Origin of the sequence: Acidisphaera rubrifaciens HS-AP3, assembly GCF_000964365.1 — a bacterium.
In the GTDB taxonomy this organism is placed as follows: Bacteria; Pseudomonadota; Alphaproteobacteria; order Acetobacterales; family Acetobacteraceae; genus Acidisphaera; species Acidisphaera rubrifaciens.
Map to the genome: position 1 here is coordinate 1 of NZ_BANB01000084.1, position 23,437 is coordinate 23,437.

At 65.6% G+C, this 23,437-nt stretch carries 23 protein-coding genes and 3 pseudogenes; 20 read left to right on the forward strand and 6 right to left on the reverse strand.

Annotated features, from left to right (window positions below; all coding sequences use genetic code 11):
* Nucleotides 1–136 (forward strand): annotated as a pseudogene (locus B8460_RS23265) (IS5/IS1182 family transposase); the annotation flags it as partial.
* Between the two features lie 247 nt (nucleotides 137–383).
* On the opposite strand, the gene B8460_RS03025 reads toward B8460_RS23265, so the two are convergent.
* Nucleotides 384–1,427, reverse strand: a complete 1,044-nt coding sequence (locus tag B8460_RS03025) for an IS110 family RNA-guided transposase (protein WP_048860096.1) — start codon at nucleotides 1,425–1,427, stop codon at nucleotides 384–386.
* A gap of 87 nt (nucleotides 1,428–1,514) precedes the next feature.
* Here B8460_RS03025 and B8460_RS20795 point away from each other — a divergent pair.
* Nucleotides 1,515–1,649, forward strand: a pseudogene (locus B8460_RS20795) (IS5/IS1182 family transposase); the annotation flags it as partial.
* A gap of 70 nt (nucleotides 1,650–1,719) precedes the next feature.
* On the opposite strand, the gene B8460_RS03030 reads toward B8460_RS20795, so the two are convergent.
* Entirely contained in the window at nucleotides 1,720–2,304 is a 585-nt protein-coding gene (locus tag B8460_RS03030) for a cytochrome P460 family protein (protein WP_084623192.1), read from the reverse strand.
* 20 nt (nucleotides 2,305–2,324) lie between these two features.
* Nucleotides 2,325–2,717: pseudogene (locus B8460_RS23715) on the reverse strand (cytochrome P460 family protein); the annotation flags it as partial.
* A 1,254-nt stretch (nucleotides 2,718–3,971) separates the two neighbouring features.
* On the opposite strand from B8460_RS23715, the gene B8460_RS03040 reads away from it, so the two are divergent.
* The 14 genes from B8460_RS03040 to B8460_RS03105 all read left to right on the forward strand — a co-directional run bounded on the left by B8460_RS03040 (nucleotide 3,972) and on the right by B8460_RS03105 (nucleotide 14,858).
* Nucleotides 3,972–4,250 carry a hypothetical protein gene (locus tag B8460_RS03040; protein WP_048860097.1) on the forward strand — a complete coding sequence of 93 codons (279 nt, stop codon included), beginning with the start codon at nucleotides 3,972–3,974 and terminating at the stop codon, nucleotides 4,248–4,250.
* Nucleotides 4,251–4,508: 258 nt separating this feature from the next.
* Nucleotides 4,509–5,192: a cytochrome b/b6 domain-containing protein gene (locus B8460_RS03045; protein ID WP_048860098.1), complete on the forward strand. Its 684-nt coding sequence runs from the start codon at nucleotides 4,509–4,511 to the stop codon at nucleotides 5,190–5,192.
* The gene (locus B8460_RS03050) at nucleotides 5,189–5,962 is read left to right on the forward strand and encodes a molybdopterin-dependent oxidoreductase (RefSeq protein WP_048860099.1); all 774 of its coding nucleotides are present in this window, start codon (nucleotides 5,189–5,191) and stop codon (nucleotides 5,960–5,962) included. The genes B8460_RS03045 and B8460_RS03050 overlap by 4 nt, the downstream gene beginning before the upstream one ends.
* A 110-nt stretch (nucleotides 5,963–6,072) precedes the next feature.
* Nucleotides 6,073–6,432: a PRC-barrel domain-containing protein gene (locus B8460_RS03055; protein WP_148360284.1), complete on the forward strand. Its 360-nt coding sequence runs from the start codon at nucleotides 6,073–6,075 to the stop codon at nucleotides 6,430–6,432.
* 135 nt (nucleotides 6,433–6,567) lie between these two features.
* Nucleotides 6,568–7,311, forward strand: coding sequence for a TIGR04282 family arsenosugar biosynthesis glycosyltransferase (locus B8460_RS03060; protein WP_084623194.1), 744 nt, complete (start codon nucleotides 6,568–6,570; stop codon nucleotides 7,309–7,311).
* Between the two features lie 128 nt (nucleotides 7,312–7,439).
* On the forward strand, nucleotides 7,440–8,654 hold the full coding sequence (locus B8460_RS03065) for a glycosyltransferase 87 family protein (RefSeq protein WP_199445524.1): 1,215 nt from the start codon (nucleotides 7,440–7,442) through the stop codon (nucleotides 8,652–8,654).
* A gap of 2 nt (nucleotides 8,655–8,656) precedes the next feature.
* Nucleotides 8,657–9,709, forward strand: a complete 1,053-nt coding sequence (locus tag B8460_RS03070; protein WP_048860102.1) for a radical SAM protein — start codon at nucleotides 8,657–8,659, stop codon at nucleotides 9,707–9,709.
* On the forward strand, nucleotides 9,697–10,386 hold the full coding sequence (locus B8460_RS03075) for a glycosyltransferase family 2 protein (protein WP_199445525.1): 690 nt from the start codon (nucleotides 9,697–9,699) through the stop codon (nucleotides 10,384–10,386). The genes B8460_RS03070 and B8460_RS03075 overlap by 13 nt, the downstream gene beginning before the upstream one ends.
* A gap of 332 nt (nucleotides 10,387–10,718) precedes the next feature.
* Nucleotides 10,719–11,498, forward strand: a complete 780-nt coding sequence (locus tag B8460_RS03080; protein ID WP_241771089.1) for an alpha/beta fold hydrolase — start codon at nucleotides 10,719–10,721, stop codon at nucleotides 11,496–11,498.
* Between the two features lie 92 nt (nucleotides 11,499–11,590).
* Entirely contained in the window at nucleotides 11,591–11,977 is a 387-nt protein-coding gene (locus B8460_RS03085) for a nuclear transport factor 2 family protein (protein ID WP_052945115.1), read from the forward strand.
* Nucleotides 11,977–12,579 (forward strand): YkgB family protein, encoded by a 603-nt coding sequence (locus B8460_RS03090; RefSeq protein ID WP_199445526.1) that lies wholly within the window; start codon nucleotides 11,977–11,979, stop codon nucleotides 12,577–12,579. The genes B8460_RS03085 and B8460_RS03090 overlap by 1 nt, the downstream gene beginning before the upstream one ends.
* Nucleotides 12,580–12,603: 24 nt before the next feature.
* Nucleotides 12,604–13,251 (forward strand): FMN-dependent NADH-azoreductase, encoded by a 648-nt coding sequence (locus B8460_RS03095; protein WP_048860104.1) that lies wholly within the window; start codon nucleotides 12,604–12,606, stop codon nucleotides 13,249–13,251.
* 11 nt (nucleotides 13,252–13,262) lie between these two features.
* The gene (locus tag B8460_RS03100; protein WP_048860105.1) at nucleotides 13,263–14,231 is read left to right on the forward strand and encodes an alpha/beta fold hydrolase; all 969 of its coding nucleotides are present in this window, start codon (nucleotides 13,263–13,265) and stop codon (nucleotides 14,229–14,231) included.
* Between the two features lie 141 nt (nucleotides 14,232–14,372).
* A complete protein-coding gene (locus B8460_RS03105; RefSeq protein ID WP_048860106.1) occupies nucleotides 14,373–14,858 on the forward strand; it encodes a hypothetical protein in 486 nt (161 codons plus the stop codon).
* Nucleotides 14,859–15,134: 276 nt separating this feature from the next.
* Here B8460_RS03105 and B8460_RS20800 read toward each other — a convergent pair whose 3' ends face one another.
* On the reverse strand, nucleotides 15,135–15,344 hold the full coding sequence (locus B8460_RS20800) for a hypothetical protein (RefSeq protein WP_148360286.1): 210 nt from the start codon (nucleotides 15,342–15,344) through the stop codon (nucleotides 15,135–15,137).
* A 102-nt stretch (nucleotides 15,345–15,446) separates the two neighbouring features.
* Between B8460_RS20800 and B8460_RS03110 the strand changes: the two genes are divergently transcribed.
* Nucleotides 15,447–16,352 carry a LysR family transcriptional regulator gene (locus tag B8460_RS03110; RefSeq protein ID WP_048860107.1) on the forward strand — a complete coding sequence of 302 codons (906 nt, stop codon included), beginning with the start codon at nucleotides 15,447–15,449 and terminating at the stop codon, nucleotides 16,350–16,352.
* Nucleotides 16,353–16,407: 55 nt separating this feature from the next.
* Here B8460_RS03110 and B8460_RS03115 read toward each other — a convergent pair whose 3' ends face one another.
* Both B8460_RS03115 and B8460_RS03120 read right to left on the reverse strand, forming a co-directional pair.
* Nucleotides 16,408–17,049 carry a hypothetical protein gene (locus B8460_RS03115; protein ID WP_048860108.1) on the reverse strand — a complete coding sequence of 214 codons (642 nt, stop codon included), beginning with the start codon at nucleotides 17,047–17,049 and terminating at the stop codon, nucleotides 16,408–16,410.
* Nucleotides 17,050–17,074: 25 nt separating this feature from the next.
* The gene (locus B8460_RS03120) at nucleotides 17,075–17,932 is read right to left on the reverse strand and encodes a nucleoside phosphorylase (RefSeq protein ID WP_048860109.1); all 858 of its coding nucleotides are present in this window, start codon (nucleotides 17,930–17,932) and stop codon (nucleotides 17,075–17,077) included.
* Nucleotides 17,933–18,513: 581 nt separating this feature from the next.
* Between B8460_RS03120 and B8460_RS03125 the strand changes: the two genes are divergently transcribed.
* The 3 genes from B8460_RS03125 to B8460_RS03135 all read left to right on the forward strand — a co-directional run.
* Complete coding sequence (locus B8460_RS03125; RefSeq protein ID WP_199445527.1) at nucleotides 18,514–19,506, forward strand: 2-deoxy-5-keto-D-gluconate 6-phosphate aldolase domain-containing protein; 993 nt, start codon at nucleotides 18,514–18,516, stop codon at nucleotides 19,504–19,506.
* Nucleotides 19,493–21,556: a transketolase gene (tkt, locus tag B8460_RS03130; protein WP_048860111.1), complete on the forward strand. Its 2,064-nt coding sequence runs from the start codon at nucleotides 19,493–19,495 to the stop codon at nucleotides 21,554–21,556. The genes B8460_RS03125 and tkt overlap by 14 nt, the downstream gene beginning before the upstream one ends.
* Before the next feature lie 139 nt (nucleotides 21,557–21,695).
* The coding region (locus tag B8460_RS03135; protein ID WP_148360287.1) for an amylo-alpha-1,6-glucosidase at nucleotides 21,696–23,437 on the forward strand (1,742 nt) is incomplete at its 3' end.

Below are 23,437 nucleotides of genomic sequence, written 5' to 3' on the forward strand. Positions count from 1 at the left end.
GCATCTGTTCGCGGACGGCGCCTATGACCGCACCAAACGGCTCGACAAGGCGGCGTTTCGGGACTTGATCCTCGAGGTCGTCCGCCGCACCGACGCCGAACCCGGCTTCAAGGTCCTGCCTCGACGCTGGGTCGTTGTTTGATCGCGACTTCCCCTGTCAACATCTTTCTTCCCGACCGCCGCATCATCGCCGGATCTTGGTTGTTTCCGCGGTCGACCCTTGCTGATCGCCGCAACATGCGTCTCGAAGATGAGGCCCACCATGTCGAACACGCGGTCCGAATCGTTCGGCCGCAAGACCCAACCCGGGGTAGCCTCCGTCGCGTCCCGGCGAGGACGCCTGCGTCCGCCTGCCTCGGCGGATTCCGTTAGGCCGCGGCCCCTCAGGCCGCCTGTGGTGTAGCTGCCACCGTGGGCCATGCGTCGAAAGTCTTGTTGGCCTTCCACATGGCGTGCAACACGACGCCAATCTTGCGCGCGACTGCGACGGCGGCCCGCTTGAAGCCGAGGCGCTGAACGAGAGCCAACCCCCAGGTCTTCAATGCTGACGGGCTCTGCACCCGCACCAACAGGGACGCGGCCGCCTCAAACAAATAGCTTCGCAGCAGCCGGTCGCCGCGCTTCGAAACGCCCGCGCTTCGGTCGATCTCGCCCGACTGATTGCGCCTCGGCGTCAGGCCGAGATACGCCCCTATCGAGCGCGAGTGTCGGAAGTAGGATGGGGCCTCGACGGCGGCGCTGAAGCTGGCGGCGACCACCACGCCGACACCGGGGCAAGTCATCAGCAGTCGGCAGGTCGGATCGGCCTTCACTGCCGTCATCAGTTTATGGTCGAGGGCCGCCACTTGATCGCGGACTGCCCGCCAGGCAGCCAGCAACGGCTCGACCACATCGGCAACTTCGGGTCTCCCCTCCAGGGCTGCACGCACCTTGGCCTCGAAGATATGGCCTGCGCCTCCGGTTGCCCGGAGCCCGAACGTCTTCAGCGTGCTGCGAACCTGATTCGACAGGTCGATCGAGATGCCGACGAGTTGCGAGCGGGCACCAACCAGACGACGCATGGCATGGGCAGCCCACCCCTTGACCCGTGCTTCCCGATACCAACCAGTCCGGACCAGCTGCGCCAACGTCTCGGCGTCATGAGCATCTGTCTTGTTTCGCTGCAGCGTCGTCGCCGTCCGCGCGTGGCGGGCATCAAGGCAGACGACTGGAAAACCAAGCTCCTTCAGAGAATAGTAGAGCCACGGCACCAACTGTCCGGTCTCGAGCCCAACACGCTCCAGTTGCGGAGCGTGGCGGCGCAATGCCGCGGCAATCGTCTCCGGCTCGCTGGCTCGCTTGCCGCGCCAGACCAGCCTCCCGGTTTCGTCGATGACATGAATAGCGGTGTCCCTGTCAGAAACATCGAGCCCAACATAGTGCACCATGGTCGCCCCCAGGATCTCGCGAGCGGACCATCCGCTCGTCTCGCTCCCAGCTTGGCAGACCAATCCGCCGGGTCGCGATCAGCGCATGTGGAACGGTCCTTCGGTTGGATGACACGCTGGCGCAGGCTCGTGCGTGACTACGAAGCCAGGCTCGACGTCTCCCACGCAATGATCCACGTCGCCATGGGCAGCCTCCTGCTACGAAGGCTCGCCCACCAATGATCCATTCTCAAACGGACTCTAACGCCAAATGAGAGTGACGCCGGCTTTCACGCTCGGACGATGCCCTCTGTCATTTCAGCACTGGATACCCTCCGACATAAACCCATTCGGAGCCGCGAGCCGGGATGTGACAGCCTATGCAATTGGCTTTGTAGTCGGTCGAAATTGTCTTCGAGGGATCGGAGGCATCGAACCACGACCAGCCCCATCCATCACCCCAAAGTCTGTTACCGGGATGGCTGTCCTTGCTGTCCCTTACCATCACGAACCAGCCCTTTAGTTTCTCCGCATGGCTCACGATACCCGTTGTCATTGCTCCGGTGGCGGTCTCGAACACCTCTTTGACCAGTACGGAGCCATCCGGAAAGCGGCCAGTCTTGCGATAGGCAGCGACCGTACCCGGAGACGCATAAACATTATGCATCTGCTTCGAACCTTGGCCCTGGCCGGCCGCAATGGCCCAACTCCCCAGGAACGAATACGTCACCCGATAGTCCGTCGGCACCCGGATATTGCCGCTTACGTCGACCACTCGTGAACTTGCGTCGATGAGAATGGTCGGGTTGGCGCCGCTCGTTCCCATCGTTTGCGCAACGGCAGCCAATGAGGCGAGCGACAAAAGCCCCAACAAGGCGAGGGTTAACTTTTTCTTCATTGAACCTGCTTTCGATGGGTTCATCCGCGCTTTGCCCCCTGGGGAGCAGGCACTTCATCCAGGATCTGGTAGAACTGCGTCCAGACTTCGTCTCGCTTGGCGCCGGCGATATGACAGAAAGCGCATTCGCTGATGGATTTCATCTTAGCTGTCAAAGCCTTCGGCTCATGATGATTGAAGTTGAAGTATCCCCATCCACCCGTAGCGGCGAACCGCTTCGCGTCTTTGACAGTAACATCGGCTCCGTTGAATTTGCCCGGGAAATACCCCCGCCCCGAAGGCTGTCTCTGTGAACCGTCCGGGTATTCCGCTGGCTGTCTCGTGAGCTGCAGCTCCTTGACGAAGATGGTACCGTCTGGAAACGTACCGGTTCTCTTGTAGATCGCGTATGATCCTGGCTCGATGTAGACATTATGATACTCGGGAAAGTTCGCGTGACCGCCGTTGAGTGCGTTGGGCTAAGTGGATCACCTACAAAAATCCAGTCACGCCATCCTGTCGGCAATTTCAATTCGCCAGAGGCGGTGTACTCGGGGAGCTCTCGCGTCCTGACCAGCGGATTGTCACTTTCAGGCTGCGGCTGCTGCGAATATGGTGAGGATTGCGCGCGTACGATCGCCGGGATGGTCCCCAGAGAGATGGCGCAGGCTGCAGATACCGCTACCAAAAACTTTGTCCGATTGTGCATGGACTTTCCTTGATCGCTGGCCTTGCCGGCCAGTCAGGGTGCAGCGCGAGATGGGGCGTTGACGGCAGCCGGCCGGACCGGACGTGAACCGACGGCGCTGCCCACAACGTCGAAAGATGAGAAGACTGCCACGCCGTGCTCCGAACCGTCCGAATTGCACCGACGCAGCCGGAATGCAGTGCATGGACATGAGCCTCGCAAAAGAGGACGGCGCCAGAAAGGTATCGGTTCAATGTCCATCCCCTATGTCGGCGGTTGAAGGGTGTAATATTGGTGCGCCGGCTCGCCTGCTCGTCAACGGCGGCAGCATCCGCGCCGAGCCGGGCCTCGTCGAGTAGACGTACTATTACCTGAAACTGCCTCGCCACGCGCTGCTGCTGGCCGAGGAGCTGCCCGCCGAGGGCTTCCTTGACATCGGCACCCGCCGCGCGACGGAGGGGGAGGGCACGCCCGTCCTGACCACCGCCCTTGCCGTCGAGGACGCCTATCGGGCCTATGGCGTCGCGCCGCTCTGCCTCGATGCCGCGCTGATCGAACCGGTCTTGCGCCGCCTCGCGGCACGGTCCACGGCGCTCGGCGTGACGGCGCCCGCGCCGCCGGCGGGGCGACGCGACGCTGCGCCTGGTCGCGCGGGGCCGCCGCATCGCTCCGGTGCACGCGCAGGGCGACCGTCTTGTGTTCGCGCTGCCCCCGGGCACGCGGCAGGTGCGTCTCGTCTTGGATACGCGCCGCCCGTCCGATGCGCGCCCCTGGCTGGATGACCGCCGCCGCCTCGGCATCGCCGTCGCGCGGTTGACGGTGAGCGACGCGGATCAGGTGATCGACCTGCCGCTCGACGGGGACGCCCTCGGCGCGGGCTGGCACGCCGGGGAGACAGGCGCCCGCTGGACCGACGGCGACGCCGAACTCACCCTGCCGCCCGCCACCCTGCTGCGCGGGCAGGTCGGGACCCGCAGCACCCGGCTACAATTCCGTGCCCGTGACCGCCGCGGCCTTCTATGGCTTCAACCGGACCGGCGCCCGGATCAGCGAGGGCGGGATCGCGGCGTTCTCGGAAACCGACTTCATCGGGGACCTCAAGCGCGTCGTGCACCGCTGGACGCCAAGGGCAGGGCCGGGGTCTCACGAAGCGGACCAGATCACGTGCGCCGATCACGCGTTCGGCTGCACGCATCGTTGGCCCGGACACGCGTGTTTCGGCGACATCACCGCGTCGCCATGCTCGGCATGCATCGTTCGGGCGGCGGTTCGCTCATAAAGACGATACCCAGACGGTATTGGCCGAAGGTGCCCGTTTCGTCGCAAACGGGCCTGGCCGAACCCGTCTCCATGCCCAGCGTGCGAGGGGCTTGAGGGGTAAGTCCATCGCGGAGACCGAGATGTCGCATGATACGAGGATTGCATCGCCGCCCGACGGTACGCACGTGGGCGATCCAGGACGCAACGTGGACACCGCAGCCCTGCTCGCCACCGTCGGGTTGGGCTGGCCGGTCACGTTGCCTGTCCGCGCGGCCCGATGAAGACCGCAGTGAGCCCTGTCGGTATCCAACGCTCCAGCCGCCTTCATCCGCTGCCCGTCAGGATCATGCACTGGGTCAACGCGGCCACGATGCTGGTGATGATCACCTCGGGGTGGGGAATCTATGACGACGACGTGATCATCCGGGGCTTTCATTTCAGCTCCTTCTGGCGGCTCGGCGACTGGGCGGCGTGGAGCCTGAACTGGCATTTCGCCGGCATGTGGGTCCTCGTCATCAACGGGTTGGCCTATCTCATCTATGGCCTCGCCACCGGCCGTCTGCGCGAGAGGTTGTTGCCCATCCGGATGTCCGACCTGATCCGAACCGTCGTCGATACGTTGCACCTCAAAATCGCGCATGAGGACATCACCGTCTACAACGCCGTGCAGAAACTGCTCTACATCGGCGTTATCCTTGCGGCCATCGCACAGGTCGTCACCGGGCTCGCGATCTGGAAGCCGGTTCAGTTTTCCGGTCTCGTGTCGCTCCTGGGCGGCTTCCAGACGGCGCGCGTGCTGCATTTCGTCGGAATGGCGGCGATCGTCGGCTTCGTGATCGTGCACGTGGCTCTCGCCCTGCTGGTGCCGAAGACGCTGTGGGCCATGCTCTCCGGGGGGCCGTGCCTAGCCGTTCGCGGGGAGGGCTCGGAGGGACAGCTCCAGCAAGGTCATCCGACATGAGATCACCATTCCGTCCGGGCGTCGTCCCGGATGCCGCGATCCTCGATGATCACAGGTCGCTGGTACGCTCCCTGGAACGACGCGGACTGATCCGGGGCGGCCTGTCGCTCGGCGCGTTGGTCATGTTGACCGGCTGCGACGTCAAGCGGCCGGAAGCCGTGGAATCCGCCCTGCTTGCGATTTCGCGCCTGAACGATGGGGTGCAGGCACTCCTGTTCGATCCCGACAAGCTGGCACCGACCTATCCTGCGTCAATGATCCTGCGGCCGCCCAAGTTCAATGCGTATTACGACGTCACGAAAGTGAAGCCGGTTGACGGCGCGTCATGGCGACTGGAGCTGTCGGGCCGTATCGCCGACAAGCGTCCGTGGACAGTATCGCAACTGAATGCGCTTCCGCAGACCTCGATGGTGATCAAGCACATCTGTGTAGAGGGCTGGAGCTATATCGGCGGGTGGACCGGTCCGCAGCTGCGGACCTTCCTGGAGCATGTCGGTGCCGATCTGCGGGCCAGATACGTCGCCTTCAAGACGGCCGATCAATATCCGAGCAGCATCGACATGGCGACAGCGCTACATCCGCAGACCCTCCTTGCGACGCAGTACGGTGGCGACACGCTGGCCGCGCCCTTCGGATATCCGGCGCGGCTGCGTACGGCAACCAAGCTCGGATACAAGAACCCGAAGTGGATCACCGCTATCGAAGTCACCAACACGTACCCGGGCGGATTTTGGGAAGAGAAGGGGTTCTCGTGGTTTGCCGGGATATGAAACCGTCCCGAACGATCGCTACACTCCTCGGTCTGAGCATGCAGACGGCATCCCCGGCTGCGGTCTATGCCCAGAGCGCGTCCCCGGGAGGCATGCCGCCGCCTCCCGGCATGAGCCTGGCGGAATCAGCCGCGATGCGCTTTCCGCAGCCCGTTCGGGTAGGCGATCTCATCGGTCGGGAGGTGCTGCGGCCGGTCGAAAGCCAGGACGTCCTCGGTCGGGTCGTCCGTCTGGTGCGCGATCACGACGGCCGGATCATGGTCGTCGTGGACTTCGGGGGGTTTCTGGGACTTGGAGCGCGACCGATCGCCGTTCCCGTGGACGCGATGGTGCTGCTCGGTCAGGACATGGAGATTGTCGCATTGAGCCCAGCGCAGCTCCGCCGTCTCCCGACATTCACGTCCACCGACACCACGGACGTTCCGAACGACACGATCATCAAGGTGGGTCTGGCGAAGCCGTCCCATTAGCGCATGCGACCCGCATACGCTTTGCCGCCATCGACATGTCGTTGTCAGGCTTACACGAAAGGCAACGTCGCAGCCCATCGGAAACGGAACGGCCGGCGATCCGAAACGAGCGGCGAAGCATGCGAGTTTGACGACATGGTCAATCAATCGAAACCGAGTTGCGCCATCGGCGTGATGGCGAAGGTTCCACGTCCTGGCTACTCCAAGACCCGTCTTTGTCCGCCGCTTCGTCCCGAGCAGGCGGCTGCGCTGAGTGCGGCGTTCCTGCGTGATACGACGGCGAACATCGCCGAGGCGGCTCGGTCCGCGCCGATCGTCAGCTACGCCGCATACGCGCCGTCCGGCGCGAAGGACGCGCTCGTCCCGCACCTGACACGGGGGACGCGCCCCGTTCTGGCCGATGGCACCACACCCGCGCCGTGCAACGTGGAGGGGTTCGGCCGCTGTCTTCTCCACGCGATGGAACAACTGCTTGCTGCGGGCCATGCTGCAGCTTGCGTGCTGAGTTCCGACACCCCGACGCTTCCCACCGAATACCTGGTTGACGCGGCAGCATTGCTGCTTGACGGCAACGACCGGCTTGTCGTGCTGGGGGCCTGCGACGATGGCGGTTACTACCTCCTGGGGATGCGTCGTCTGCACGCTCACTTGTTTGCCGACATTGCATGGAGCACCGGTACCGTAGCGGCGGCGACCCGCGATCGGGCCGCCGAAGCGGGCCTCGACCTCGTCGAGCTACCGGCATGGTACGACATCGACGATGCCGCCGCGCTGGAACGGCTGGTGCACGAGACCGTGGGTTACGATCCGGCATGGACGCGGCGTGCCATCGAAACACACGGCCTTGACGCGTTCGTTCAGCCGCGCTGTCCGGCATGACGGCGAGACCACAGCTCGTCTTGCTTGTGTGGCTCGGAGCGACGCTCCTGGCTTTGACGGGCCTTGCGCTTCTGCTGGACGTTCCAGGGGCGGCCGCGGGGGAGCGCGTTCAGCGCCTGAATATCCTGATGGGGCTGCTTGTCGCCTCCGGGGGTGTCTATTTCGCGGCCGTACATGTTATCCTGAGGCACGCGTGGCCTCGTGCCGCGACCCTGGTCGTGCTCACGGTCGCAGTGCTGCTACGCATGTTGCTGCTGACCCAGCCGCCGGTCCTGTCGTCCGACATCTATCGGTATGTCTGGGACGGGCGGGTGCAGGCAGCCGGCATCAATCCGTATCGCTATGTCCCGGCTGATCCCGCTCTCGCGACGCTGCGCGATGCCGTGGTCTACTCCCACATCAACCGCGCGACATATGCCCGTACAATCTATCCGCCGTTCGCCCAACTCGTCTTCGCGACGGTCGGCCGGGTGTGGGGTACCGTCACGGGAATGCGGCTGGCAATGCTCGGCTTCGAGGCGCTGGCTATCGTCTGCCTGCTACGACTGCTTCCCCTGGCAGGTCTGCCCCGCGAGCGTATCGCGATCTATGCCTGGAACCCGCTCGCCCTGTGGTCCTTCGTCAGCGACGGTCACGTGGATGCCATCGCAATCGGCCTCCTCGGCTTCGCGCTTCTGCTGCGTGCACGTCACAGGGACGGGTGGGCAGGCGCGGCTCTCGCCGGTGCGGTGCTGGTCAAGTTCATTCCGCTGGTGGTGGCGCCGGCCTTTCTGCGAGGGGGACGGTTCTGGCGGCCGGTGCTGGTCGGACTTGCGATCGTCGTCGGGGCCTACGCGATCTATCTGGATGCCGGGCGGCACGTCATCGGCTTTTTGCCGAGTTATGGACAGGAAGAGGGCATCACCACCGGCCATGGTATCTGGCTGCTGGCGGGGCTTGCCCGACTGGGCCGACTGTCCCCGCTGGCGCCTGCGATCTACGCGGCGGGTGCGGCCCTCCTCTTCGTCGGCCTCGTCATCGCTGTGCTCTGCCGGCGTCCGCCCGAGAACGATGTGCGGGCGCTGTGCCGCGACACCGCGATGCTGGGTACGATCGCAACGGTCGCGATCAGTCCGCATTATCACTGGTACTTCGCGTGGCTGGCCTTGCCGGCCGTGATTGCGCCGTCGCGCGCTGTCCTCTGGCTCGCGACCGCGCCGCTTCTTCTCATCAGCGAACCCGTTGTCGGAGACCGCTTCCTCTGGCCCTCGCTCATATACGTCCCCGCGGCTGTCTTGCTGCTCGCGGACGTGCGCTGGCAGCGGGCCATCCACCTCCGGCAAATCGCCAGCATTGGAGAGTAGCCATGCCTGCTACAGCATCCGTCAGAAATCCGCGACGATATTTCGACGAGGTCGGGGAAGGCCGGTCATCCGTTGCCGATCGGCTGCCCGTCTGCCTCTACCTGGAGGTCACGAATCGCTGCAACCTGCTTTGCGAGACATGCCCGCGTACGTTCGATGAGCTTGAGCCGCCCGCCGACATGAGCTGGGCGTTGTTCACAAAGATCGTCGATCAGATGCCCGACATTGCGCGTGTGGTGCTGCACGGCGTGGGCGAGCCGATGCTGGTGAAGCGCCTGCCGGACATGATCCGCTACCTCAAGGCGCGCGGCACCTACGTGTTGTTCAACACGAACGGCACGTTGATGCAGCCCAGGCGGTTTCGGGAACTGATCGACACCGGCCTCGACGAGCTTCGCGTCTCGCTCGATGCGGCGGATCGTGCCTCCTATGCGAAGATACGCGGCAAGGACTTTTTCGACCGCATCGTGCGCGATGTGGGCAAGTTCGTCACCTATCAGAAACAGACCGATGCGGCCACGCCCCGCGTCTCGCTCTGGCTCACCGGCCTCAAGGAGACGATTGGCCAGCTGCCGGATTTCGTGCGACTGGCGGCACGAATGGGGATCACCGAGGTACACCTGCAGCGCCTCGTGTTCGATGAACTCGGCTATGGCAAGGCACAGGGGGGCAATTCCCTCTTCGAAAGCGCGCAGGAAGCCGAAAGTGACACGATCGAAGAGGCGCGGGACATGGCCCGTTCGCTTGGGGTGACGCTCGATGCGTCCGGTGCCACCGAGCCGGGACTGAGCCTCAAGCGTCATAACGACCAAGCCTGGACCGCGTGTCGGCGGCCGTGGTCGCTGATGTATTTCACGGCCCATGGGCGGGCGCTGCCTTGCTGCATCGCGCCGTTTTCCGCGCGGGGCTACGGCAACTACACGCTCGGCGACGCCACCCAGGACGATCTTCGTACGATCTGGAACGACGCGCCCTATCGGGACTTTCGAACCGGATTGCTGTCCGACACGCCGCCGGCGCCGTGCCAGAATTGCGGTGTGCGATGGAGCCTCTGACCCTCGTCATCCCGACCTTCAACGAGGGGGGGACGATCGACGGTGTGATCCGGGAGATCCCGCCGCCCTATCGCTCGGATATCATCGTTGCCGATGGCGGCAGCACCGACGGAACGCAGGCAGCCGCGCGGGCGGCCGGCGCGCGGGTGATCGATGCGGGACGCGGCTACGGACGCGCGTGTGCATCGGGGGCGCAGGCAGCTCATCCCGCCAGCACGGTCATTGCCTTCATGGACGGTGACGGCGCCGACCGCGGCGATCTGATTGCGGCGATAGCGGGGCCAGTCCTCGACGGTACGCATGATCTTGTGTTGGCGTCCCGGACGCGCGGTGAGCGCGAGCCGGGGGCGATATCGTGGCACCAAATCCTTGCCGGCCGACTGGCCGGGTTCGGGATGGGGATGCTCTATGGCACACACTACAGCGACATGTGCGCTTTCCGTGCCATACGCCGGGACGTGCTGGAGAGGCTCGCGCTCTCCGAGATGACCTACGGCTGGAACATTGAGATGCAGATGCGGGCCGCACGCGCGCGACTGCGCATCGTAGAGGTTCCGCTGCCGTATCGCCGTCGCGCGGCGGGATGCTCCAAGGTCGCCGGGTCTATCGACGGCACTCTTCGCGCGGGCGGCCGTATCGTTGCGACCTTCTGTCGGGTCGCGGGATCGTTTCGATGATCGGGAGCCCGTCGGTCCCCGATCGCGACCCTGCGGCACGCCGTCGTCGTCCCGATCCGCACGGCCACGGTCGAGCAGGCGAGGCGTCTTGTTCGCCGATCGCGTCGTGATGCCCGGTGCTTGGACCTGAGCGCTCCCGGGGAACGGGAGACCGATTCCCAGTCTCGACCGCTACCCCGCCCCTCCGAGACAGCCAATCCTATCCGTATCAAACACGTCGGCTGCGGCCGCGCGAGCAAGGAGATCGAACGATGACCGTCCGCTTCAACACCGTCGACGTCGATGGGCTGAAGATGTTCTATCGCTCCGCAGGCGAGCCGGGTGCGCCCGTCGTGCTGCTGCTGCACGGCTTCCCCAGCGCGAGTCACATGTTCCGCGACCTGATCCCGGAGCTGGCTGGGCGATACCACGTCGTCGCCCCGGATCTGCCGGGATTCGGCATGACCGAGCAGCCTGCGCGAAGCGCCTTCGCCTATACCTTCGCCAACATCGCCAAGGTGATCGGCCGCTTCACCGAGGTGCTGGGCCTGGAGAAATTCGCCATCTATGTCTTCGACTACGGCGCGCCGGTCGGCTTCCGTCTGGCGCTGGCGCATCCCGAGCGCATCGCCGCAATCGTCACCCAAAATGGCAACACCTATCTGGAAGGCGTGTCTGAGGCGTTTGCTCCGATCCAGGCGTACTGGAACGAACCGAGCCAGGCCAACCGTGACGCGCTGCGCGGCTTCCTGGCGCCGCAGACCACGTTGTTTCAATACACCAACGGCGTGCCCGACCCGGCGCTGGTGTCGCCCGACGGGCGCAATCTCGACGATTTCTATCTGGCGCGTCCCGGCAACGACGAGATCCAGCTCGATCTGCTCGGCGATTACAAGACCAACGTCGCACTCTACGGCGAGATTCAGGCCTATCTGCGCAACAGGCGCCCGCCGGTGCTGGCCATCTGGGGCAAGAACGATCCGTTCTTCATCCCGGCGGGTGCCGAAGCCTTCAAGCGGGATGTTCCGGACGCGGAGATCCGCTTCGTCGACAGCGGCCATTTCGCGCTGGAGACCCACGCCCGCGAAATCGGCGCGGCCATGCGCGACTTCCTCGGCAGGCGTGTCGGCTGACCGCCCATTGCCGCCGGGTGCCCGTAGGGGCGCCCGGCTTCCCCCTCACCCCGCGACCGCCGGGCGCGGACGTCTTTTGACGGAGACCGACCATGACCGCCACCCCGACGGACATCGTCCGCGACTTCTACCGCAAGCTCGCCGCAGGCGACGCTGCCGGCGCCCTCTGCCTGATGGCGCCCGATATCGAGTGGATCACGATGTGGCATTACAAGGTCCAGGGCCGCGGTCCCGGTCCCGTGGCCGAGGGACTGTTCAAGCCCCTGATGGCCGAGTGGACGAGTTTCTCGCTCGTGCCCACGGAGTTCATCGCCGATGGCCCGACCGTCGTATCGCTCGGTGATTTCAAAGGTGTCCACGCTTCCACCGGCAAGATGTCGGAAGCGCGCTACGCCCACGTCTGGACTGTCGGCGACGGCAAGATCATGAGGTTCCGCCAATACATCGATACGCTCGCCATCGCGCAGGCTCGCGCCTGATGGAAGGCGCCCGCACCCCGGCTGGGGCGGAGACGGTGATCAACGCCGGGACGCATCCCGCCGTGCGCGAGATCCCCGCTCACGGCGGCCGGGCAGAAATGATGATCGTGAAGTACATTGTCGGTACACTGGACAGGCTTGGTTTGCTCAGGCGGGACCTCGACTACCACCTGCTTCGTGCCGCGATGGTGATCATCTTCGCATGGTTCGGTTGGGACAAATGGCATGCGGACGAAATCCGGCAACTCATCCCGCTGATCACCCACGGCCCGCTGATTTTCTGGACGATACCGGTCCTTGGCGTTCGCGGTACCTCCATTCTGCTCGGCGCGTCGGAGTGGACGTTCGGGCTGCTGATTTTCCTTGGGTTCTGGGATAAGCGGCTCGGTTTGCTGGGCGCTCTCGGGTCCATCGCGACCTTCGTTGCAACAGTCACGATCTTTCCGTTCGCACCGGATGGCTGGGACGAGGCCGCGGGAGGGTTCCCGTCCATGTCGATCACGACCGCCTTTCTGCTCAAGGATCTCGTACTGCTGACCGTCTCCTTTTTTCTGCTCAGGGAGGATGCGCTGCGGTTGGTGGCGGCCCGCACAGGCCGATGAACCCTTCATGAACGGTACCCTATCATGACCAAGCTGCTCTTCATCCAGGCGTCCCCACGCGGTGAGCAATCCAAATCCATCCAGGTTGCCCAAGCCTACCTCGACGCGCTGAAGGCGGCGAAGCCGGCGCTGGAGGTGGACGTGCTTTTCCTGTGGGAGGTCGAACTGCCCGCGTTCGACGGCGACAAGACCGCCGCCAAGGTCGCCGTGATGCTCGGCCAGGAACAGAGCGCGGTGCAGAAGACCGCCTGGGACCAGGTCGTGGAGATCGCCTCCCGCTTCATGAGTGCGGATCGCTACCTGTTCGCGGTGCCGATGTGGAACGGCGGGATACCATACCGGCTGAAGCACTACATCGACATCATCCACCAGCCCGGCCTTCTGTGGGGTTTGAAGCCCGAGACCGGCTATTTCGGTCTGCTGGAGAACAAGCACGCCACGCTGGTGCTGACGGCCGGCGCCTATGCGGGCGGCCGCCCGTCACCGGCTTTCGGCGTCGATCACCAGTCCACCTACCTCAGGTCGTGGCTCAACCAGGCCGGCGTCACCGCCATCGACGATCTGCGTTTCCAGCCGACGCTGCTGACGGCTGATCCGCAAGGCGCCCTCGCGCAGGCCACGCAGGCCGCGGTCGAGCTCGCCGAGGCGCATGCCCGCGTCCTGGCGCGTTGACGAGAACGGCGATGGTCTCCGGAAAGATTGGAGCCGCGATCCTCGGCGCGGCCGTGTTCGCGGCCGCCGCGGCGTGGGCAAGCCCCGTTCCCTCGACCACGGCCACGACCACGTATCACCGTGCCGAGGTTGACGGGGTTGAGATCTTCTATCGGGAAGCGGGCCGGAAGGACGCACCCACCATCGTGCTGCTGCACGGCTTTCCGTCGTCCTCACGCGAGTTCGACACGCTGATCCCGCTGCTGGCGACACGCTATCACCTGATTGCGCCGGATTTCCCGGGCTTCGGTCAGAGCGAGGCGCCGCCGCCTTCGGCCTATGCCTACACGTTCGACCACGTGGCGCAGACCACGGATCATCTCCTCGATGCGCTGAAGATCGCGCGGTACAGCCTCTATATCCACGATTACGGCGCGCCGGTCGGGATGCGGCTGATCGTGGCGCACCCCGAGCGTCTGCAGGTGCTGATCACCCAGAACGGCAATCTCTACCGGGCCGGGCTGGGCGCAAAATGGAGCAAGATTGCGCAGTATTGGGCCAACCCGGCCGGGCACCCGGAGGTCATCGACGCGTTCCTTTCCCCGGCGGCAACCGAGCAGCGCCATATCGCCGGGACTTCCCACCCCGAGCGCTACAATCCTGACACCTGGACGGACGAAATTGCTCATCTATCCAGGCCCGGCCAGCGCGCGATACAGGCGGCACTGCTCTTTGACTACCGTACGAACGTCGCCGCTTACCCTGCGTGGCAGGCGTGGCTCCGACAGCATCGGCCACCGACCCTGGTGGTTTGGGGCGCCAACGACCCCTCCTTCATCGCGGCGGGAGCGACGGCCTTCCGCGCCGACCTGCCGGACGCGGAAATCCACCTGCTCGACGCCGGTCATTTTGCGCTCGACGAGAAGAATGACGAGATCGCAACGCTGATACTGGCCTTCATGGCAAAGCATGTTCCGAGCGGCATTCCGCCTCATCATTAAGACCGCAAGGGACGCACCTAGCCGTGAGAGGCATTGACAAGGCGGCGCCGGGAGACCGTGGCCGGTCGGAACATCGCGCGTACCATGTTAAGGGGGCCGCAAGCCGCGACGGCATTTCGTATCGGAAAAGGAAGAGGCCGGATGACGCTCGCTGAGCTCTCGCAACTTTCGCAAGCCGCGGGCTCAGCCGCCGTCGTCGCGTCCCTCATCTTCATCGGCATACAGATCCATCAAAGCACGAAAAGTGCTCGGGCGGCTTCACATCACGCGGTTTCCGAGGCGCTCAACCGCATCAACCTTTTGTGGGCTCGAGACGGCGAGGTCGCCAGAATCTGGCTTCTTGGCATGGGTGACAGAGGCGCGTTGACCCAGGAAGAGCGATGGCGCTTTGACTCGCTGATCCGCGCCTATCTGCACGTCTGCGAGACGATGTACACGCAGGCACGCCTGGGCTCGGGCGATCGCGGCATTGTCTTGGCTGAAGAGGACGGCATCAGGACAGTGTTCTCGTCCGCCGGTGCGATCGAGTGGTGGGCCGAAAATCCGTTCGGCTTCGCCCCTGAGTTCCGGGCGTATGTAGAGCGGCTAATCACCTCTCCGATTCAGACAGGGGTCAGATCGCGTTGACCTGAATTCGGTCAGAGCCTCGCTCATCGCCGGGTAGTCCTTCGGCGCGGCACGATCCTCATCGCGCCGGTTATGGCGGCCGGCTATCGTTCTCGGCGGCCGGTAACTCCGCTTGGGTTAAGCGCGGCATGGTGTGCTACGGACAGTTCCAGTCGAAAGCTTGGAGCTTGAGGGTAAACGCACGCTCCGGCCGGCCGCTGTAGCCGGGGACGGCGAGCCTGGCGGCCAGCCCGGCCTCGGCCGTCAGGTCGTGCGCGGTCGCGTGGGCGAGGACTTTCAGTCGGCGGTGGTCTGCGCCCAGCCCGACGGCGAGATGCTGGTCGTGTAGAAGCTGTCGCGCGCGGCGATGAACGCCGCTTCCCGCACGGTGAAGCGGTCCCGCGGCAGGTCATCCCCCTGCTCGGTCGGGGGACTGCCGACATCGGCGGCATCCCGAACCGTACGGGTTGGCGGTGAGCTGAGCGTGTCCGGGCCTCCTCGCGTCACGGGTTCCTCCTCACCGGCGGCCTGATGGCCCGTGTGGCTCTTTCCGGCATCTCCAGGCAATCGCTAGAATTAGAAGGTGGCATTCCACATTCTGGTAGGACCATGGACCGTTTCGACGCGATGCAAGTGATGCTCACGGCGGTCGAGTGCGGCAGCCTCTCCAAGGCCAGCCGCAAGCTCGGCCAGCCGCTCGCCACCGTCAGCCGCAAGGTGTCCGAGCTTGAAAGCCACCTGAAGGCGGACCTCCTGATTCGCTCGTCCAAGGGGCTGGAGCTGACGCCCGCCGGCAGGACTTACGTGACGGCGGCCAGGACCATCCTGGACCAGATCAACGAGGCCGAGCGGGCCGCAGCCGGCGAATACATCAAGCCCAAGGGCGATCTCGTCGTCACCGCCCCGACCATGTTCGGGCGGCTGCACGTCCTGCCTGTCGTCCTCGACTTCCTGCAGGCATTCCCCGAAGTAGACGTGGAGCTGAAGCTGACCGACCGCGTGACCCATTTTCTTGACGATCAGGTCGATGTCGCCCTGCGTATCGGCGACCTGGCTGACAGCAGCCTGATCGCGACCCGCCTTGGCGCGGTCCGCCGGGTGACGTGCGCAAGCCCGACCTATCTCGCCTCGCGAGCGGCCCCGGCCGTTCCACAGGACCTCGCCGGCCACGCCGTAATTTCGCTAGAAGGCGTGTCGTCCCCGGCAAGCTGGCGCTACTGGTCGAACGGCAGCGAGATCGCCGTGCATCTGAGATCGCGCCTGAGCGTCAGCACCATCGACGCGGCGATTGCCGCGGGCATAGCCGGCGCGGGAGTGATCAGGGCGCTGTCCTATCAGATCGCCGACGATGTGCGCGCCCGTCGGCTGCACCTTCTGCTCGAGGCGTACGAACCCGGGCCCCGTCCGGTACATCTGATCTACGATAGGCGCAACCGCCTGCCACTCAAGCTGCGTGCATTCGTCGACTTCGTCGTCGAGCGACTGCGCGACCGGCTGGCGGCCGCCGCGATCTAGCGGCCTGTGGAATGCGGACCCAACGCCGGCGACCATACCCCATCCTTCAATCCGGTCACGACGCGAGGCGGTAGGCGGCGGCGATGATACCGCGGCCATTTGCGATCGCGGCACCGCGCAGACGGAGCAGGTTGTCGAGGCCGAGACACTGCCCGGCCTCGGATACCGCGAACATGGCGTGCGCGAACGCAATCGCCACGTAGGTCCACGGCCACTCGGTCGGATCGTTGTAGAGGCCGAGCCAAAGCTGCAGGATGAAGAGGACGACAACCAGACCGGACAGACGCACCGCCAGCCCCAGGGTCAGGCTGACCGTGAACGCGATTTCGAGGAGATAGACGGGCGGTTGCAGGAGCGCGATATGCGGGAGGAGCACGTCGCGTACGAGCGCCCCCTGCAGGCTGATCGCACTGAATTTTCCTTCCTGTTCGAGCCAGTATTTGAAGCCCGCGGCAACCGGCAGCGGTAGCTTCCAGATCGTGCCCTGAAACCACATGCCGCCGGCGATCAGCCGCATGACGAAGATGCCGACGTTGCGGACGGTGCGCTGCGACGGATCCTCCGTCCAGTTGCGCCAGGCGACGAAGAGACCGGCGGCGAGCAGAAGGAGATAGAACAACACGGAGACGTATTTCGCGGCGCCGAACCGGTTGTAGTCGCCGGTGTCGCCGATCAGGAACAGCGCGGTATCGTACAATGGGTTCGTCATGTTGGCTCTCTCGTCACCGATCGTCTTGCTGAAGGCTTTCAGGATGCCGGAGGGACTGATCCGGGGTGCGAAGCGTCGATCTCGCCTGCCATGCGGCCGCAAGCCGAACGATTAGCTCGAACGCCTCGACCGCGCCCCCGGCGGCGCCCTTATCGAAGTCACCGGGCGCGCCGAGCCGGTTGGTGACATGCGCGAGACAGACCACGTCACGACGGGAAGCGCGGGCAAAGGCATAGAGGCCGGCGGCCTCCATCTCCACGACGAGAAGCCGGCGCGAGCGCGCATGAGCGACGGCACGCGCGGTCTCGCGAAACGGGGCATCGGTCGTCCAGGAGCCGCCGACGACTACGTGCTGGCCGGTGCCGCGCAGCGCATGTGCCAGCGTCGCCAGCAGGTCGGCGTCGGCCGTCACCTCATCGGATGGCGGCAGGTAATGGCCGCTCGTGCCTTCGTCGCGTAACGCCCGGTCGATGAGGACGAAATATGGCGGCTCCGCGATTGCCGCGATCTGTCCGGCTGACGACAGGCTGACCAACAAGCGGCAGCCGGAGGTGAACAAGAGCTCCGCGACCATCACCGCGTAGGGCGCGCCGACGACCTTGCCGATCACACCGATGCGGCCGATGCCGGGCAGCGTGCAGACAAGCAGCTCCGAGTGATAGCAGGCCCATTCGGTCATCAACGTTGCGCCGTGGCAGCCGATCATGAAGGCGGCGAGATCACCGTCAGGGTCGAGGACGCAGATATCCGGCACCGGTGCGACGGACAGTCCGCGCTGGCGCCGTGCCTCCCGCAACATGCTCTCCGGAAGGAAGACCGATGGCGCGTCAATGTCGCGTCCCAACGATGACCTGCCCCAGGCGACATTCATGCTGGGAACTCCTGGCCTGTTCCGCGAAGGGGTTCGGCGTGCCCGCGCGTGGCGTGGGACACGGCGCATGCATGGTCATGCGTAGCGAGATACATCGACGACCAAGAGCCACGGGCACCCAACATCCACATCCCTTCGTTCTTTGGACAGCGAACGCGACGTGCGACGGCCGCGATCCAGGCCATCCGGAACGGTCGGCTACGCGGTCGTGGGTCGGACAGCCTCGCCACCCTGGTGATCCCCCGAACGCGGTCGACGTCGCGTGCGTGTCCCACATGGATGCGTCGGAGTGAAATGCCGCTACCCTATCGCGAGGATGCGTGTCGGGTATGGCGTCCACCCGGCTGGCCACGCCGCGCCGTCGCGCCATCGTCGCGGAGCGGGCACGGATCACTATGCATCGAAGTGATGTCCAGTGCGTATTTCCCTGCGCTTCCCGCGGACCTGATACTCGCGGTCGCGTTCTCGTCAGCAGGCGCCGCATCGGGAGACCGGCATGCATCTCGGGTTGAGCGAGACGCGGGCCGTACCTGGATGTCGAGGCGACAACCGGGACATCAACCGGGAATCGTACGATCGGCGTGCCGGCCGGCTCGACCACGACAGCCCGGCGCACGCCGGATGAAGGGGAGAGGAAGACGATGCGCCTCGGATACGACCGTCCGCTGTATGTGCTGCCCTTCGACCACCGCGCGAGTTTCGAGACGGGGCTGTTTGGCTTCAAGCCGCCGTTGACACGCGAACAGGCGGCCATGGTCGCCGCCATGAAGCGGGTCGTCTATGACGGGTTCCGGCGCGCCCTGGACGTGGGCGTGCCCGCGGAAGCCGCCGGAATCCTGGTCGATGAGGAGTTCGGCGCGGGCATACTTCGCGACGCGCGCGAGCGGGGCGTCGTCACCTGCGTGCCGGTGGAGCGCAGCGGGCGGGAGGAGTTTGCGTTCGAATACGGCGACCGCTGGAAGGACCATGTCGCCGCCGTCGCGCCGACCTTCGTCAAGGCGCTGGTCCGCTACAACCCGGAGGGCGACAAGGCGATGAACCGCCGGCAGGCCGCGCGGCTCAGGGTGCTGTCCGATCACTGCCACGGCACCGGCGTCCGCTTCATGTTCGAGCTGCTGGTGCCGGCGACGCCCGCGCAATCCGACCGGCAGCACGGCGATGCGGGTCTGTATGATCGCGACGAGCGCCCGGCGCTGATGGCGGGCGCGATCAAGGAGCTGCAGCAGGCGGGTGTGGAGCCCGACATCTGGAAGATAGAGGGGCTGGACCGTCGCGCTGATTGCGAGATGCTGGTGGCGACGGCCCGGCGCGACGGTCGCGACGAGGTCGGCTGCATCGTGCTCGGCCGTGGCTCCGACGAAGCCGGTATCCTCGCGTGGCTGCGCGCAGCGGCCCCGGTGCCTGGATTCTTGGGCTTTGCGGTCGGGCGCACGTCGTTCTGGGCCGCGCTGGTCGGCTTGCGTGACAACACGCTGACGCGTGAGGAGGCCGTCGTGCAGATCGCGGATCGCTACCTGGAATGGGTGCGCACGTTTACCGGCGCACGAGGGGAGAGCGGCCATGGATGCCAGTGAACTCGATCGGCTTTGCATCAACACGATCCGGACGCTCGCAATCGATGCGATCCAGAAGGCGAGGTCGGGCCATCCCGGCACACCGATGGGCATGGCGCCGGTGGCCTACAGCCTGTGGCAGAAGCGGCTCGACTTCGACCCGGCAGACCCGATCTGGCCGAACCGAGACCGGTTCGTGCTGTCATCCGGGCACGCGTCGATGCTGCTCTACGCCCTGCTGCATCTGACCGGGACGCAGGCGGTGAACGCTGCCTATCAGTCCGCCGGGCGCCCGGCGGTGACGCTCGACGACATCAAGACGTTCCGGCAGCTCGGCAGCGCCTGTCCCGGTCATCCCGAGTATCACATCACGTCGGGCGTCGAAGCGACCACCGGGCCGCTCGGCCAGGGCGTCGCGATGAGCGTCGGCATGGCGATCGCCGAACGCTGGCTGGCATCACACTTCAACCGACCCGACTTCGCCGTGGTGGACTGGCGTACCTACGCGCTGTGCGGTGACGGCTGCATGATGGAGGGGATATCCGGCGAAGCGGCGTCGCTTGCCGGACATCTCGGCCTGCACAAGCTGTGCTGGATCTACGATTCCAACCGGGTCACGATCGAGGGGCATACCGGGATCGCCTTCACCGAGGACGTCGCGACCCGCTTCCTGGGCTTCGGTTGGAACGTGCTGCACGTTCGCGATGCCAACGACGCAAACGAGGTCCTGGGCGCCTTCGATCTCGCGTCGCGCGAGCGCAGCCGTCCGACGCTGATCATCGTCGAGAGCCACATCGGCTACGGCGCGCCGCACAAGCAGGATAGTCCGGAGGTGCATGGCGAGCCGCTCGGCGACGACGAGGTGCGACTGACGAAGCGCTCCTATGGCTGGCCCGAGGACGCACAGTTCCTGGTGCCGGATGGCGTGTACCGGCATTTTGCCGACGGCATCGGCACGCGCGGCGCAGCGAAGCACGCGGCCTGGCGTGACCTGTTCGCGCGCTACCGAGCGGCGTATCCCGATCTTGCCGGGCACTTCGACGCCGTGCAGGCACGCGAGCTGCCGGCGGGTTGGGACGACGCGATTCCCGCCTTTCCGGCCGATGCGAAAGGCCTCGCGGGCCGTGACGCCTCGGCCATCGTGGAGAATGCCGTTGCCCGCACCATACCCTGGCTGATCGGCGGCGCCGCCGACCTCGCACCGTCGACCAAGACACGCCTGACCTTCGACAGCGCGGGCGACTTCCAGCCGGCTGAGTACGGCGGCCGCAACCTGCATTTCGGCATCCGCGAGCACGCGATGGGTGCCGCGGTGAACGGCATGGCGCTCGCGAAGCTGCGGCCGTTCGGCGCCGGGTTCCTGATCTTCTCCGACTATATGCGCACGCCCATCCGGCTCTCCGCGATCATGGAACTGCCGGCGCTTTACGTGTTCACCCACGATTCGATCGGTGTCGGCGAGGACGGGCCCACCCATCAGCCGGTGGAGCAGCTGGCCGGGCTTCGCGCCATTCCGGGCCTGATCACGCTGCGCCCCTGCGACGCCAACGAGGTGGCGGAGGCCTGGCGCTTCATCCTGAGCGCGAGGCATCAGCCGGCCTGCCTGATTCTGTCGCGCCAGCCTCTCCCGACGCTGGACCGCAATCGCTTCGCGCCGGCGGCGGGCGTTGCGCGCGGCGCCTACGTCCTTGCCGATTTCGGCGACACCCCGCCGCGCGCGATCCTGATCGGCACTGGCAGCGAGGTCTCCCTGTGCGTGGCGGCCGCCACCCAGCTCGCGTCGGAGGGGATCGCGACGCGAGTCGTCAGCATGCCGTCGTGGGAACTCTTCGAACGTCAGCACGAGAGCTATCGCGACGACGTGCTGCCGGATGCGATCCGGGCGCGGGTCGCGGTCGAGCAGGCTGCGACAATCGGCTGGGAACGCTATGTCGGGCGGCACGGCGCCGTTGTCGGGATGCATACGTTCGGCGCCTCGGCGCCGCTCAAGGGCCTGCTGGAGAAGTTCGGCTTCACGCCGGAGCATATCGTGACGGCGGCCCGCGAACAGGTCGCGCGGCAGGGGCGGTGACGGGGGCGGTCCGCGCCTGACGGCGGCCGCCCGGCCGCTTATTCGCGTTTATTCACACGATGCATGTCTCGCGAGACTGAATATCGCCGGAGCATGAAAGCAATGCCTTTTCCGAACGTCCCCATACGCACTACGAAGCGTGTCAGGATACCGCGCGACCAGCACGAAGATGCGAACCCGTATGGAACTCGATACAGAATGGCTGGAGACGGACGGGCGTGGAGGCTTTGCCTCCGGCACGGTCGGCCTCCTGCGCACGCGTCGCTATCACGCCCTGTTGCTAGCCTCCGCGACGCCGCCGACCGGCCGCTTTGTCCTCGTCAACGGGATCGAGGCCTGGGTCTCGACGTCAGCCGGGCGAACCGCACTGACTGCCCAGGCCTATGCTGACGGGACTATCTTTCCTGATGGTCGGGACTATCTGCGTGATTTCCGGCCGGTTCCCTTTCCGTCGTGGTTCTTCGTATTGCCGGACGGCACCGCGATCACCTTCACCCTCTTCTGTTCGCGCCACGAAGCCGAGACGATCCTCCGCTGGACCGCCGATCGGCCGGTCGATCTTGCGGTCCGTCCGCTATTTTCCGGACGCGACTATCATGCGCTGCATCGTGAGAACCAATCATTCGCCTTCGGATCAAACGCCACCGCCGCGGGCCGAACCTGGGAACCCTACGAAGGCGTCCCGTCGATCTCTGCCCGCGGTGATTTCGGGTGGATCGAAGAACCCGTCTGGTATCGCGGCTTTTCCTACGCACAGGAGCGCGCGCGCGGGCTGGACGACGGCGAGGACCTCGCCAGCCCCGGCATCTTCACCTGGGCCTCGGTGCGTGAGGCGACGCTCGCCTTCCGTGCCGGATCGCCCGGCACTCGCCCGCTCCACGCGGTCGAGGATGCCGAGCGTGCGCGCCGCAGCCGCCCGGCATACGACGTCGCAGCCGATGCCTATCTTGCCGACCGTCAAGATGGACGCACGGTGCTCGCCGGCTTTCCCTGGTTCACCGATTGGGGGCGCGACACGTTCATCGCCATCCGCGGTCTTTTGATCACGCGTGGCCGCCTGCGCGAGGCGGCCGCCGTGCTGCTTGCCTGGAGTGGCTGTGTCTGCGGGGGGATGCTCCCGAACCGCTTTCCCGACAGCGGCGAGCAGCCCGAATACAACACGGTCGATGCCGCTCTCTGGTTCGCCGTCGCCGTCCACGAGCTTCTCGTTGCCGGGGGCGCCGAAGCCGAGGAGGCGGCGCGGCTGCGGGGGGCCGTGGTCGCGGTCCTCGAAGGCTATGAGTCGGGTACCCGCTACGGCATCGCTCTCGACGAAAGCGACGGGCTGCTTCGCGCGGACGCGCCCGGTGTCCAACTTACCTGGATGGACGCCAAAGTCGGCGATCACGTCGTCACGCGGCGCGCTGGGAAGCCGGTCGAGGTGCAGGTGCTCTGGATAAACGCGCTGCTTGTTGCAGGCCAGTGGCCTGGTGGCAGCCGCTGGCGCGCGCTCGCGGACCGCGCGCGGGCGAGCTTTCTCGCAGCCTTCCCCGATCCCGCGACCGGCGGCCTGATCGACGTGCTTGATGCCCCGGACGTGCCCGACGGCAGGGACCGGCGGGTGCGACCGAATCAGGTGCTCGCCGCCGGCGGCCTGCCGTTCGAGGTGGTCACCCCCGCGCTGCGCGCCGGCATCGTGGACCTGGTCGAACGCGAGTTGCTGACGCCCTTTGGCCTGCGGACGCTCAGCTCCTCCGATCCGGATTATCATCCCCGCTACGCCGGCGGATCGGCCGAGCGTGACGGCGCTTATCACCAGGGTACCGCATGGCCGTGGCTGCTCGGCCCGTTCGTGGCCGCGTGGCTCGCGGTCCGCGCCGACCGGTCGGGGCCCGCCGCCTC